Source organism: Pseudomonas helvetica, assembly GCF_039908645.1.
GTDB lineage: Bacteria > Pseudomonadota > Gammaproteobacteria > Pseudomonadales > Pseudomonadaceae > Aquipseudomonas > Aquipseudomonas helvetica.
Window position 1 is genome coordinate 4523247 of the sequence record NZ_CP150917.1, and the last position, 12880, is coordinate 4536126.

The 12880-nt window shown below is 58.8% G+C and carries 9 protein-coding genes; 5 read left to right on the plus strand and 4 right to left on the minus strand.

Annotated features, from left to right (window positions below; all coding sequences use genetic code 11):
• Positions 1–62: 62 nt before the first annotated feature.
• Both gyrA and mtnA read right to left on the minus strand, forming a co-directional pair.
• Entirely contained in the window at positions 63–2732 is a 2670-nt protein-coding gene (gyrA, locus tag AABM55_RS21045) for a DNA gyrase subunit A (protein ID WP_347927693.1), read from the minus strand.
• Positions 2733–3136: 404 nt separating this feature from the next.
• Positions 3137–4213: an S-methyl-5-thioribose-1-phosphate isomerase gene (gene mtnA, locus AABM55_RS21050; RefSeq protein ID WP_347927694.1), complete on the minus strand. Its 1077-nt coding sequence runs from the start codon at positions 4211–4213 to the stop codon at positions 3137–3139.
• A 108-nt stretch (positions 4214–4321) separates the two neighbouring features.
• Here mtnA and AABM55_RS21055 point away from each other — a divergent pair, with 108 nt between their 5' ends.
• The 5 genes from AABM55_RS21055 to AABM55_RS21075 all read left to right on the plus strand — a co-directional run bounded on the left by AABM55_RS21055 (position 4322) and on the right by AABM55_RS21075 (position 9304).
• Positions 4322–5653 (plus strand): TRZ/ATZ family hydrolase, encoded by a 1332-nt coding sequence (locus AABM55_RS21055; RefSeq protein WP_347927695.1) that lies wholly within the window; start codon positions 4322–4324, stop codon positions 5651–5653.
• Positions 5654–5716: 63 nt separating this feature from the next.
• Positions 5717–6415: a bifunctional 2-polyprenyl-6-hydroxyphenol methylase/3-demethylubiquinol 3-O-methyltransferase UbiG gene (gene ubiG, locus AABM55_RS21060; protein ID WP_019692990.1), complete on the plus strand. Its 699-nt coding sequence runs from the start codon at positions 5717–5719 to the stop codon at positions 6413–6415.
• Between the two features lie 4 nt (positions 6416–6419).
• Entirely contained in the window at positions 6420–7091 is a 672-nt protein-coding gene (mupP, locus tag AABM55_RS21065; protein ID WP_054593468.1) for an N-acetylmuramic acid 6-phosphate phosphatase MupP, read from the plus strand.
• 175 nt (positions 7092–7266) lie between these two features.
• On the plus strand, positions 7267–8007 hold the full coding sequence (locus AABM55_RS21070; protein ID WP_054593469.1) for a YciK family oxidoreductase: 741 nt from the start codon (positions 7267–7269) through the stop codon (positions 8005–8007).
• Between the two features lie 370 nt (positions 8008–8377).
• Positions 8378–9304 carry a GGDEF domain-containing protein gene (locus AABM55_RS21075; RefSeq protein ID WP_347927696.1) on the plus strand — a complete coding sequence of 309 codons (927 nt, stop codon included), beginning with the start codon at positions 8378–8380 and terminating at the stop codon, positions 9302–9304.
• Between the two features lie 111 nt (positions 9305–9415).
• Here the strand turns inward: AABM55_RS21075 and AABM55_RS21080 are convergent, their stop codons facing one another.
• Both AABM55_RS21080 and AABM55_RS21085 read right to left on the minus strand, forming a co-directional pair.
• The gene (locus AABM55_RS21080) at positions 9416–10210 is read right to left on the minus strand and encodes a TenA family transcriptional regulator (protein WP_054593471.1); all 795 of its coding nucleotides are present in this window, start codon (positions 10208–10210) and stop codon (positions 9416–9418) included.
• Between the two features lie 45 nt (positions 10211–10255).
• Positions 10256–12715 (minus strand): EAL domain-containing protein, encoded by a 2460-nt coding sequence (locus AABM55_RS21085; protein WP_054593472.1) that lies wholly within the window; start codon positions 12713–12715, stop codon positions 10256–10258.
• Positions 12716–12880 lie beyond the last annotated feature (165 nt).

Consider the following 12880-nt stretch of genomic DNA (forward strand, 5'->3'; position numbering starts at 1 on the left):
CCACTCTCGCTATGCATTCACGGTAGCGGACAGAGCAAACACTCTGCCCTGCTACGATTTGGTTAGTCTTGCGACTCTTCTTCGTCAGCTGCTTCAGCCTGCTGGCTTTCGACAGTATCGTCCGGCTCGGTGCCGGCATCGAGCACCACACCTTCGAGTTCGGCACCCTCTTCGCCTTCCAGCTCTTCGCCTTCGACTTCCGATGGCTCCTGAACCCGCTCCAGACCGACCAGTGTTTCATCGCTGGCCAGTTTGATCAGGGTCACGCCCTGGGTGTTACGACCCAGACTGGATACTTCGTCAACACGAGTACGCACCAGGGTGCCCTGGTCGGAAATCAGCATGATTTCCTCGCCGTCGAGCACCTGGACTGCACCGACCAGACGGCCGTTACGCTCGTTGCTGACCATGGCGATAACGCCCTGACCGCCACGCTTGTACTCAGGGAACTCGGTGATGGCGGTACGCTTGCCGAAACCACGCGCCGAAGCGGTGAGGATCTGGCTGCCTTCTTCCGGGATCAGCATGGAAATCAGCTTCTGACCTTCCGGCAGACGCATGCCGCGGACACCGCGAGCGGTACGGCCCATGGCGCGAACGTCGGACTCTTTGAAGCGGGTAACCTTGCCGCCGTCGGAGAACAGCATGACTTCACGCTCGCCATCGGTGATGGCAGCACTGATCAACACGTCGCCTTCGTCCAGCTCCAGCGCGATCAAGCCAACGCTGCGCTGACGACTGAAGGATTCCAGCGGGGTCTTCTTCACGGTGCCGTTGGCGGTAGCCATGAAGATGTAGTGACCTTCGGTGTATTCCTCGACCGGCAGCATGGTGGTGATGTATTCACCGTCGTCCAGCGGCAGCAGGTTGACCAGCGGACGACCGCGGGCAGCGCGGGATGCCTCAGGAATTTCGTAGGTTTTCAGCCAGTAAACCTTGCCCTTGCTGGAGAACAGCAGCAGCGTGGTGTGGCTGTTGGCGACCAGCAGGTGAGCGATGTAGTCCTCATCCTTGACGCCGGTAGCCGATTTGCCTTTACCGCCACGACGCTGGGCCTGGTACGCAGCCAAAGGCTGGGTCTTGGCGTAGCCACCGTGGGAAATGGTCACGACGCGCTCTTCTTCCGGGATCATGTCACCCAGGGTCAGGTCCAGACGCGCATCGAGAATTTCGGTGCGACGCACATCGCCGTACTCGGCACGAATCACTTCCAGCTCTTCGCGGATCACTTCCATCAGGCGCGTGGCGCTGTTGAGGATGCGGATCAGCTCGCCGATCTGGTTGAGGATCTCTTGATACTCAGCCAGCAGTTTTTCGTGCTCCAGGCCGGTCAGACGGTGCAGACGCAGCTCCAGAATGGCTTGTGCCTGTTCCGGCGACAGGAAGTACTTGCCTTCGCGCAGACCGTATTGCGGGTCCAGGGTCTCTGGACGGCAAGAGTCAGCACCGGCACGCTCAACCATCGCAACCACCGCGGAGGACTCCCACGGCATGCTGATCAGCGCTTCCTTGGCTTCCGACGGCGTTGGCGAAGCCTTGATCAGGGCGATGACCGGGTCGATGTTCGACAGCGCAACTGCCTGACCTTCGAGGATGTGACCACGCTCACGGGCCTTACGCAGTTCGAACACGGTACGGCGGGTCACCACTTCGCGGCGGTGACGGACGAAGGCTTCCAGCAGGTCCTTGAGGTTCAGGATCCGCGGACGGCCGTCGATCAACGCAACGATGTTGATACCGAACACCGCTTGCAGCTGGGTCTGGGCGTAGAGGTTGTTGAGGATAACCTCAGGCACTTCGCCACGACGCAGCTCGATCACCACGCGCATACCGTCTTTATCGGACTCGTCGCGCAGTTCGGTGATGCCTTCCAGCTTCTTCTCTTTGACCAGCTCGGCGATCTTCTCGATCAGACGTGCCTTGTTCAACTGGTAAGGCAGTTCGGTGATGACGATCTGCTGACGACCACCAACCTTGTCGATGTCTTCGATGATCGAACGGGCACGCATGTAAATGCGCCCGCGACCGGTACGGTAGGCTTCGATGATACCGGCGCGACCATTGATGATCGCGGCGGTCGGGAAGTCCGGACCTGGGATGTATTGCATCAGCTCATCGATGGTCAACTCGGGGTTGTCGATGAGTGCCAGGCAACCGTCGATGACTTCACCGAGGTTGTGCGGCGGAATGTTGGTCGCCATGCCCACGGCGATACCGCTGGAACCGTTGACCAGCAGGTTGGGAATGCGGGTCGGCATGACCGCCGGGATCATTTCGGTGCCGTCGTAGTTCGGCACCCAGTCCACGGTTTCTTTATGCAGGTCAGCCAGCAGCTCGTGCGCCAGCTTGGTCATGCGCACTTCGGTGTATCGCATCGCAGCGGCGTTGTCGCCGTCGACCGAACCGAAGTTGCCTTGACCGTCTACCAGCAGGTAACGCAGCGAGAATGGCTGCGCCATACGAACGATGGTGTCGTACACCGCGGTATCACCGTGCGGGTGATACTTACCGATCACGTCACCGACAACACGGGCAGATTTCTTGTACGGCTTGTTGAAGTCGTTACCCAGCTCGCTCATCGCGAACAGCACACGCCGATGCACGGGCTTCAAGCCATCGCGCGCATCAGGCAGTGCCCGACCGACAATTACGCTCATCGCGTAGTCGAGGTAGGACTGTTTCAGCTCGTCTTCGATATTGACCGGGAGGATTTCTTTGGCCAGTTCGCCCATGAGAAGCCTGATTCCTTTTTCTGGTGAAACTTCGTCACATCCATATGGGACGAACGAAGCTCGCCGCTGCAGGCTGAGTGCCAGCACCGACTTACGACAAATCAACGAGTTATGCCATGGATCTGCGCAGTAAAGGCAGCCACATCGGACTACCTTGGAAACCGCCGGATGTTATCACAAGAGCCGCCACGCACCTATCCCCCAGATGCGCATGGAGCATAGTTAGTTGACCGGTGACAGGCGTAAAGGCGACGAGAGAGGCTTAGAGCCGTGACAACCCTCGATTCACAAGCAAAATATGGGTGCCAGGAACGGCAGACCGAGTCATCGTTCATCGCCGGCAAGCCTTGCTCCTACAGAGCAAGGCTTGCCGGCGATGGCAATATTTCAGGCGCCCCGGATCGTCAGTGCAAGCGCTTGCGGCACATCAGTTGCGCCATCTTCGCGGTATCCGGCCGCTCGACGATGCCTTTTTCGGTAACGATGACGTCGATCAGGTCAGCCGGCGTGACATCGAACACCGGATTGAATGCATCAACATCAGCCCCCACCCGCTTGCCACTGATGTCCAGCAACTCGCTGCCATCACGCTCTTCGATCGGGATGTCGTCGCCACTGGCCAGGTTCATGTCGATGGTCGAACTCGGCGCCACCACCATGAAACGCACGCCGTGGTGCATGGCATTGACCGCCAACTGGTAAGTGCCGATCTTGTTCGCCACGTCACCGTTGGCGGTAATTCGGTCAGCGCCGACGATCACCCAGGTCACGCCCTTGGTTTTCATGATGTGCGCAGCGGCCGAGTCGGCGTTCAGGGTGACCGGAATGCCTTCGTTGGCCAGCTCCCAGGCGGTCAAGCGCGAGCCTTGCAGCCAAGGCCGGGTTTCGTCGGCATAAACCCGCTCGATCATGCCCTCGAGGAACGCGCCACGAATCACCCCGAGCGCAGTACCGAAACCGCCAGTCGCCAACGCCCCCGTATTACAGTGGGTCAAGACAGCCTGGGCATTGCCCTGATGCTTGCGGATCAGGTCGACACCCAATTGCGCCATGGTCAGGTTGGCTTCGCGATCACTTTCATGGATTGCCAAGGCCTCTGCCTCAAGCATTTCCAATGGGTTGGGGTGATCCTTGAGCCGCTCCAGGCGTTCGCGCATGCGACCCAATGCCCAGAACAGGTTGACGGCGGTCGGCCGTGAATCCGCGAGCAGGGCAAAGTCTTCTTCCAGCGCCGCCTGCCAGTCGCCACCCGCAGCAAACCGCGCGCGCGCCGCCAGCACCACGCCGTAGGCTGCGCTGATGCCGATTGCCGGAGCACCACGCACCACCATCGAGCGAATAGCCTCAGCCACACCCGCTGCGCTGGTATAGGCAATCCAGGTTTCCTCGAATGGCAGAATGCGCTGATCCAGCAGGTACAGGGCGCCGTCCCGCCAATCGATGGCCTTCACCTTCTCCGCTGCCAACAGTCGATCGCGCATCCCTCACCCCGCACTCATGAACAAAAGCCGCCGATTATAGCGATCCCCCCGCGAAGACGCTCGGGTATACTTCGCCATCCTACATAAAAGCACTGGACCGAACCCTCGATGCCGAATCCTGCCGCTGCGCTCGACTTACTCTTGCTGCCAACCTGGTTAGTACCTGTCGAACCTGCTGGCGTAGTCCTCAAGGAGCACGGCCTGGGCATCCGTGACGGGCGTATTGCCTTCATCGGCCCGCGCAGCGAAGCCTTGAAGCTCAAGGCCAGCGAGGTCCGTGAACTGCCGGGCATGCTGCTGAGCCCGGGCCTGATCAACGCCCACGGACATGCGGCGATGACATTGTTCCGTGGCCTGGCCGATGATTTGCCGCTGATGACCTGGCTTGAGCAGCACATCTGGCCAGCCGAGACCAAATGGGTCGATGAGGCCTTCGTCCGCGACGGCACCGACCTGGCCATTGCCGAGCAGATCAAGGGCGGCATCACCTGCTTCTCGGACATGTATTTTTTCCCGAAAGTTGCCAGCGAACGCGTGCACAACAGCGGTATTCGCGCACAAATCGCCATCCCGATCCTCGATTTCCCGATTCCCGGCGCCTGCGATGCGGATGAGGCTATCCGTCAGGGCGTCGAGCTGTTCGGCGATCTCAAGCATCACCCACGCATTAAAATCACCTTCGGCCCTCATGCACCCTACACCGTCGGTGACGAAAACCTCGAAAAAATCCGGGTAATCGCCGAGGAGCTGGACGCAGCGATTCACATGCACGTCCACGAAACAGCCTTCGAAGTCCAGCAATCGGTCGAACAGCGCGGCGAGCGGCCATTGGCCCGCCTCGGTCGCCTAGGCTTGCTCGGCCCGCGCTTCCAGGCCGTTCACATGACGCAAATCAGCGAAGAAGACCTGACGTTACTGGTAGAAAGTAACACCAGTGTGATTCATTGCCCGGAATCGAACCTGAAACTGGCCAGCGGCTTTTGCCCAGTGGAGCGCTTGTGGCAGGCTGGAGTCAATGTGGCGGTCGGCACCGATGGCGCGGCCAGCAACAATGACCTCGACCTGCTGGGCGAAACCCGCACCGCCGCCCTGCTGGCCAAAGCCGTTGCCGGCTCGGCCTCCGCCCTGGACGCTCATCGCGCCTTGCGCATGGCGACCCTCAACGGGGCCCGTGCGCTGGGGCTGGAAGCCGAAGTGGGCTCGCTGGAAGTCGGCAAGGCCGCGGACATGGTGGCCTTCGACCTGTCTGGCCTGGCCCAGCAACCGGTTTATGAGCCGGTGTCGCAGCTTATCTACGCCACCGGCCGGGACTGTGTGAAACACCTTTGGGTCGCCGGCAAGCAATTGCTCGACGACCGGCGCCTGACGCGCCTCGATGAACAACAGCTATGCGCCACGGCCACCGCCTGGGGCCTGCGCATCAGCGGACACGCCGAATAGAACGACCCCTTGAATCGAACTTCAAGGCTGACAGCAGAATTTTTTAGATTTAGAGGATTACCCATGAGCAACGTCGACCACGCTGAAATCGCCAAATTCGAAGCCCTGGCTCATCGCTGGTGGGACCGCGAAAGCGAGTTCAAGCCGCTGCACGACATCAACCCGCTGCGGGTCAACTGGATTGACGAGCGCGTCAAACTGGCCGGCAAGAAGGTCCTGGACGTCGGTTGCGGCGGCGGTATCCTCAGCGAATCCATGGCACAACGCGGTGCCACCGTGATGGGCATCGACATGGGCGAAGCGCCGTTGGCGGTCGCGCAACTGCATCAACTGGAATCAGGCGTCAGCGTCGAGTACCGGCAGATCACCGCTGAAGCCCTGGCGGAAGAAATGCCCGAGCAATTCGATGTCGTCACCTGTCTGGAAATGCTCGAGCACGTGCCCGATCCATCGTCGGTCATTCGTGCCTGCTTCCGCATGGTAAAACCGGGTGGCCAGGTGTTTTTCTCGACCATCAACCGTAATCCGAAGGCTTACCTGTTCGCTATCGTCGGCGCCGAATACATCATGAAACTGCTGCCGCGCGGCACGCATGATTTCAAGAAATTCATCCGTCCTTCCGAACTCGGTGCCTGGAGCCGCCAGGCCGGCCTGAGCGTCAAGGACATCATTGGCCTGACGTACAACCCGCTGACCAAGCATTACAAGCTGGCCGCCGACGTTGACGTCAACTACATGATCCAGACGCTGCGCGAGGAGTAAGCCGATGGCAATCAGAGCAGTTCTTTTTGACATGGACGGCACCCTGCTCGACACCGCGCCGGACTTCATTGCCATCTGCCAAAGCATGCTGGCAGACCGCGGGTTGGCACCGATCCCGGACAAACACATCCGCGACGAGATCTCTGGCGGGGCCAAAGCCATGGTGGCGGTAACCTTCTCGATGGACCCGGAATCACCGGGTTTCGAGGCATTGCGACTGGAGTTCCTGGAACGTTATCTCAAGGGTTGCGCAGTTCACAGCAAACTCTTCGATGGCATGGCTGAACTGTTGGCCGACATCGAGAAATCCAATCTGATCTGGGGCGTGGTGACTAACAAACCGCTGCGCTTCGCTGAGCTGATCATGCAACAACTGGGACTGGCCGAACGCTCGGCGCTGCTGATTTGCCCAGACCACGTGACCAACAGCAAGCCGCACCCGGAGCCGTTGATCCTCGCCTGCAAAATGCTCGACCTGGACCCGGCCAGCGTGCTGTTCGTGGGCGATGACCTGCGCGATATCGAGTCGGGCCGCGATGCCGGCACCCGGACCGCCGCGGTGACCTTTGGCTACATTCACCCTGATGACAATCCACGAAACTGGGGCGCGGATGTGGTGGTGGACCACCCTTCGGAGTTGCGCAAGGTGCTCGATAGCGCGCTGTGTAGCTGCTGATCTAACTGGCTGCCGGAGGCATTTGTGGCGAGGGGGCTTGCCCCCGTTCGGCTGCGAAGCAGTCGTAAATCAGCCAGTTCGGTGAAGCTGACAAACCGAGCTTGGGGTCGCTTCGCAACCCAGCGGGGGCAAGCCCCCTCGCCACAGTCTGTTTTCTGCTTTGTAGAGGTTTTTTATGTTTGATTATTCCGCCCGCCCTGAACTACTCAAAGATCGGGTCATCCTGGTCACCGGCGCCGGTCGTGGCATCGGCGCTGCCGCGGCAAAAACCTATGCCGCTCACGGCGCTACCGTACTGCTGCTGGGCAAGACCGAGGCCAATCTGACCCAGGTTTACGACGAAATCGAAGCGGCCGGTTATCCACAGCCTGCAGTGATTCCGTTCAACCTGGAAACCGCCCTGCCGCATCAATACGACGAACTGGCGGCCATGATCGAAACCGAGTTCGGTCACCTTGATGGCTTGTTGCACAACGCCTCGATCATTGGCCCGCGCACGCCACTGGAGCAACTCTCCGGCGAAAACTTCATGCGCGTGATGCACGTCAACGTCAACGCCATGTTCATGCTGACCAGCACCCTGCTGCCACTGCTCAAGCTGTCTCAGGACGCCTCGGTAATCTTCACCTCCAGCAGCGTCGGCCGCAAAGGTCGTGCGTACTGGGGCGCTTATGGCGTGTCGAAATTCGCCACCGAAGGCCTGATGCAAACCCTGGCCGACGAAGTCGACAACGTCGCGCCGGTTCGCTCAAACAGCATCAACCCAGGCGCAACCCGCACCAGTATGCGCGCTCAAGCGTACCCGGGCGAAAACCCGGCCAACAACCCGACGCCTGAAGAGATCATGCCGGTTTACCTGTACCTGATGGGGCCGGACAGCACTGGCATCAACGGTCAGGCGTTCAACGCTCAGTAAGCCCCTCGCCGCACCCCGCTGCCGCGACGGCATACTGTCGCGGCACGTGCCTCCCCTCCTTCAAGCGTCTGTTTGAAGTCAATCAAATGCCGCCGAATCAGCCACCAGTCACCGACACACAAGCCAACAAGCTGATTTAAAACGAATTTTATTCGTCTGAACCGAATGGCATGACTTTCGCTCTAATCCTGTTGAAACACGCAGCGTGTTAGCGATCGGGCAGCGCCATGTCGAGCTTACGTTTGCTCGACAAAGCAGACTAAAATCTAGCCACATGTCCTACGGGACTGATGGACCAGTATGACGCGCAGCCCAAAGCCGCTCTCACCCAGCCTGTAAGACAGCATTCCTGCTTAGGGGCTCACGCCATATGAAATCTCCAACCCAGACCAACGCAATTGACTTTGATAGCGCCAAAATGCAGCGGCTGGGCTTTGGCCAGTTGCCAGCCCTTTTGGAGCGTCCTGCCAGCCTCGGTCAATTGCGCCAGCAGCTGGGCCTGCAACTGCAAACCAGCCTTGAGCCGCAGCGCATTCTGGGACTGTTTTTCCGCGAAATTCAGCGCCTTGTGCCACTGGACGCCTTGAACTATCAACACAAAACCAGCGACCTGCGCCTGGAGTTCGGTCAGCGCGGACATCACTCGGTGAGCTATAGCCTGAGCCACGAAGGCACACACCTGGGCGATCTGGTGTTCCGTCGCAATCAGCGCTTCAGCGAAAAGGATCAGGGTAACCTCGAATCCCTGCTATCCAGCTTGCTCTTCCCGATGCGCAATGCCCTGCTCTATCGAGCGGCCACTCAAAGTGCACTGCGCGACCCACTGACCGGCACCGGCAATCGCATTGCCATGGATCAGACCCTGCAACGGGAGATCGACATGGCCCGGCGACACTTGCAGCCGCTGTCGTTGTTGATGCTCGATATCGATCACTTCAAACAGATCAATGACAACTACGGTCACAGCGCCGGCGATGACGTGTTGAAGGCTGTCGCAACCTTGATCAAAGACCAGTTGCGCAACGTAGACATGGTCTTTCGCTTCGGCGGAGAAGAGTTTCTGATTCTGCTGTCCAACACCAGCCGCGATGCCGCTGCAATGATAGGCGAACGCCTGCGCTATGCCGCACAAGCCGGGGAGTATTCGGCGGATGGGACGCTGATCGGCTTAACGGTCAGCCTCGGATGCTCGACGCTGCTGCCGGGTGAGTCCGCAGACAGCTTGTTGCGACGCGCCGGCAGTGCGCTGTATGTGGCCAAGCGCGAGGGGCGTAACCGGTTGGCGATGGCGGGTTGAAGCTTGAACTCAAGCGCTCCGGAAAAGATCGCAGCCTGCGGCAGCTCCTACAGACTGCGGTCTGTCATGACACCCCGCCGAATATAGGAACTGCCACCTGGCTGTGATTGTTTAGCTTTCGGCCAGCGCCATCCGCTCCCGGGCTACCGGAACCCTTTCGGAGTGTTCCAGTTGCATGCAGCGTTCCAGGAACAGGTACATGTAGTCGTAGCTCTTGCAGATCGCCTGACGCAGTTCAGCTTGCAGGGATCTGGTGGGGTTCAGGCCCGCCAGCGTGCAGATGATTTCCAGGGCTTCCCATGGATGGGCATCATCGTATTGAGCGTGCATTTTCAGCCACTTCATCGCGCGCTTGCGGTCGTCCTCAGGGAACGCTGCCGCATAGACTCCACTGGAACACACCAGCGCCGACCACTCCCCGGTCGCCCCTTCAATGGCATAGTTGGTTGCCGCAATGGCAACAATCAGCGAATCCGCCGAGCTGGTATGCCAGCACCAATGACTCAACGCATGAAGCTCAGGTGCAACCTGCTGCGCCTGCAAATCATCGAGGCTGACGCCATGCGCGCGACTCCAGTGCACCCAATAGTCGGCATGATTGAGCTCAACCCGAATGTTGCGCATCAGCCAGCGACGCGCCATGTCCTCGCCGGGATGGCGGGCAAAGCGGGTCTTCGTCAGGTTTTGCGCCATGTACAACGCGAACTGTTCAACGACCGGCCAGCCACCAATCAGGTACTGACGCATGGTCCTTGCACTGAGTTTGTTGTCACGCATCCGCTGATACAGTTCATGTTCGACAACCCGACGCTTGCTCTCGCTGCAATCCCGGATCAGTTGCTGAGCCCAGGCGGGGTAACTTGCGGCTTCCATAAGCGGGCCGGACCTGTTGAATGTATCGATCACTGTCGCACTCCTTTTGATTGTGATGGTACGGATCAGCAAGAGATTTCAACGGAACGTGCCAGGCGCCCTGAATAACAGAGGCTGCGGTCTGGCGGGCCGACATTGCAGGCTGTCACAGGTAAACAATTGCGGGCGTTCAATGATATACCCTTGAGCATAATCCACCCCGATCTCCAGCAATGCCTGCTCGATCTGGGGTGTTTCAACAAACTCGGCAATGGTGCGCTTACCCATGACATGACCGATGTGATTGATCACTTCGACCATTGCACGGTTAATCGGGTCGTCCAGCATATCCTTTACGAAACTCCCGTCGATCTTCAAGAAGTCTACAGGTAAATGTTTTAGATAGGCGAATGAGGACATACCGGCACAAAAGTCATCCAGCGAAAAATGACATCCCAACCCTTTGAGCTCATTGATAAATCTGATTGCGCTGCCCAAATTGGAAATCGCGCTGGTTTCAGTGATTTCAAAACAAATCATTTCAGGCGGGATGGCATAGGCAGTGAATTTTTCACGCAGAAAGTGCAGAAAAGCCTCATCACCGATGGTAGTGCCTGACAGATTGATCGCACACATGGCCAACGGCCCTTTGCGCTCTTGGGCGATGCCCTGCGCAATGATCCTGAAAACATTCTCGACCACCCAACGATCCAGGGACGTCATCAGTCCATAACGCTCGGCGGCAGGAATGAAGCTGTCCGGCAGAATCATCCGCCCGGCTTCGTCGTGCAGACGCAGCAGGATTTCGATATGCCCGCCGCCCCGTTCGATATGCCCCAGCGCAGCGATTTCCTGTGAATACAGACAGAAGCGGTTCTCTTCCAGCGCCATGTGCAGGCGTTGCACCCAGGCCATCTCGCCAAAACGCAGGGACAACTCGGAGTCGTCGGCATGATAGACCTGCACCCGATTGCGGCCCTTCTCCTTCGCCATGTAGCAGGCCATGTCTGCAGCACGCAATGAAGCCTCAAGGGTGGCCGGAGCTTGAATGATGTGCACCAGACCGATGCTGACGGTGGTCACGAATGGCCGGCCTTTCCAGACAAAGTGCAGGTTTTGTACCGTCTGGCGCAGGCCCTCGGCGATTTTTTCCGAGGCTTGCGGCGAGCAGTTTTCCAGCAGAATGCCGAACTCGTCACCGCCCAATCGGGCCAAGGTGTCACCTTCGCGCAAACCCGATTGCAACAGTGCGCAGATATGCCGCAGCAGCTCATCACCCGCAGCATGCCCGCAAGTGTCGTTGACCAGTTTGAATTGATCCAGATCGAGGAACATCAAGGCATGTCGGGCTGGCTGGCGCGTCAGGCTGTGCAACGCCTGCTCCAGGCGATATTCGAATTCGCGGCGGTTGGCCAGCCCGGTCAACGCGTCGTGGGTGGCCTGCCAGGAAAGATTGGCAATGTACTGCCGCTCCTGGGTCATATCATGCAGCACCAGTACCGTGCCACTGACTTTACCGGCATTGCGAATCGGCGAACCTACCAGCGTGACTGAAACCGTGCTGCCATCCAGCCTCTGGATCAATTTGGAATGTTCACTGCCGCCGCTGAGCTGACCGCTGAGAATATGCTCGATCAGCGTGAAGCCATCCGCCTGGGCATTGTCATCCAGCAGATTGAACAAGGCTGCCAGCGGTAGCCCGATTGCCTGCTCAGCCTTCCAGTGGGTCAACTCCTCGGCTGCCGGGTTCATGTAAGCAATGGCACCTTCAACGTCGGTGGTGATCACGCCATCGCCAATGGACTGCAAGGTGATTTGCGCGCGTTCCTTTTCCAGCTGCAAGGCATTGGCAAACGCGTGGCGCTGAGCCAGTAGCTTATGGGTGCGCAAGAGTGCCAGGGCAATCAACCCCAACGCCGTGGCCAGGTTAGTGAACAGCAACAACCGCAGAATCAGCCGCGAGCCCTCGCCCAATGCGTCACTGAATGCTTTGGCGGCGGGGGTCACCGCTTCGTTGATGGCAAATATCCGGGCTTTCCAGCGCTGAATGTCGGCGTCGCTCGCCTGGTTGCCGACAATGCGCTGATGCATTTCAAGGGCGACGTTATCGAGCTGCATCAGGTAGGCATCGCCCACGGTCCAGCGATCGATAGCGGTTTCCAGGTAACTGAAATGCCGGAAGTTCAGGTACAGCCAAATCAGGCTTGAAACGTCATCGGGATGGTTACCGCCGTTGAGGATACCCCGCCTCGCGGCCTCAAGATCAGGCGGTTGATGATCCAGCGCGACCCGCAGTTCATGCCCGCCCTGGGGGACTGAAATAGCCTTCTGATACTTGAGGAAAATCGACTCGTCGCGACTGTCAGCGTACAGATTGAGGTAATAGATAGCGTCTTTCTGACCCTTGGACCACAGGCTTTCTCCGGCAACATAGCCGCGAACCGCCGACAAAACGTACAGGCTGACGCCGCCCAACAGGGCCTGAAACAATACGACGGCGATAAATGGCCAGACGATGCCCAACAACCGTGGCGTTCCGAGAGTCCGCTTTTGCTTCATGAGGTCCCTTGCATAAGCGCTGCCTGATGAACACCCTAGAGAATTCCGCTCCTAGCAGCACAGACTAGGCTAATTTTCGATTTTTCGAAGGCGTCAGGCTTCGATCAAGCTCGATTTAGGGACAATGTAACAATCAAAGGGTCCACAAGGCCGATTCCCAAAAAG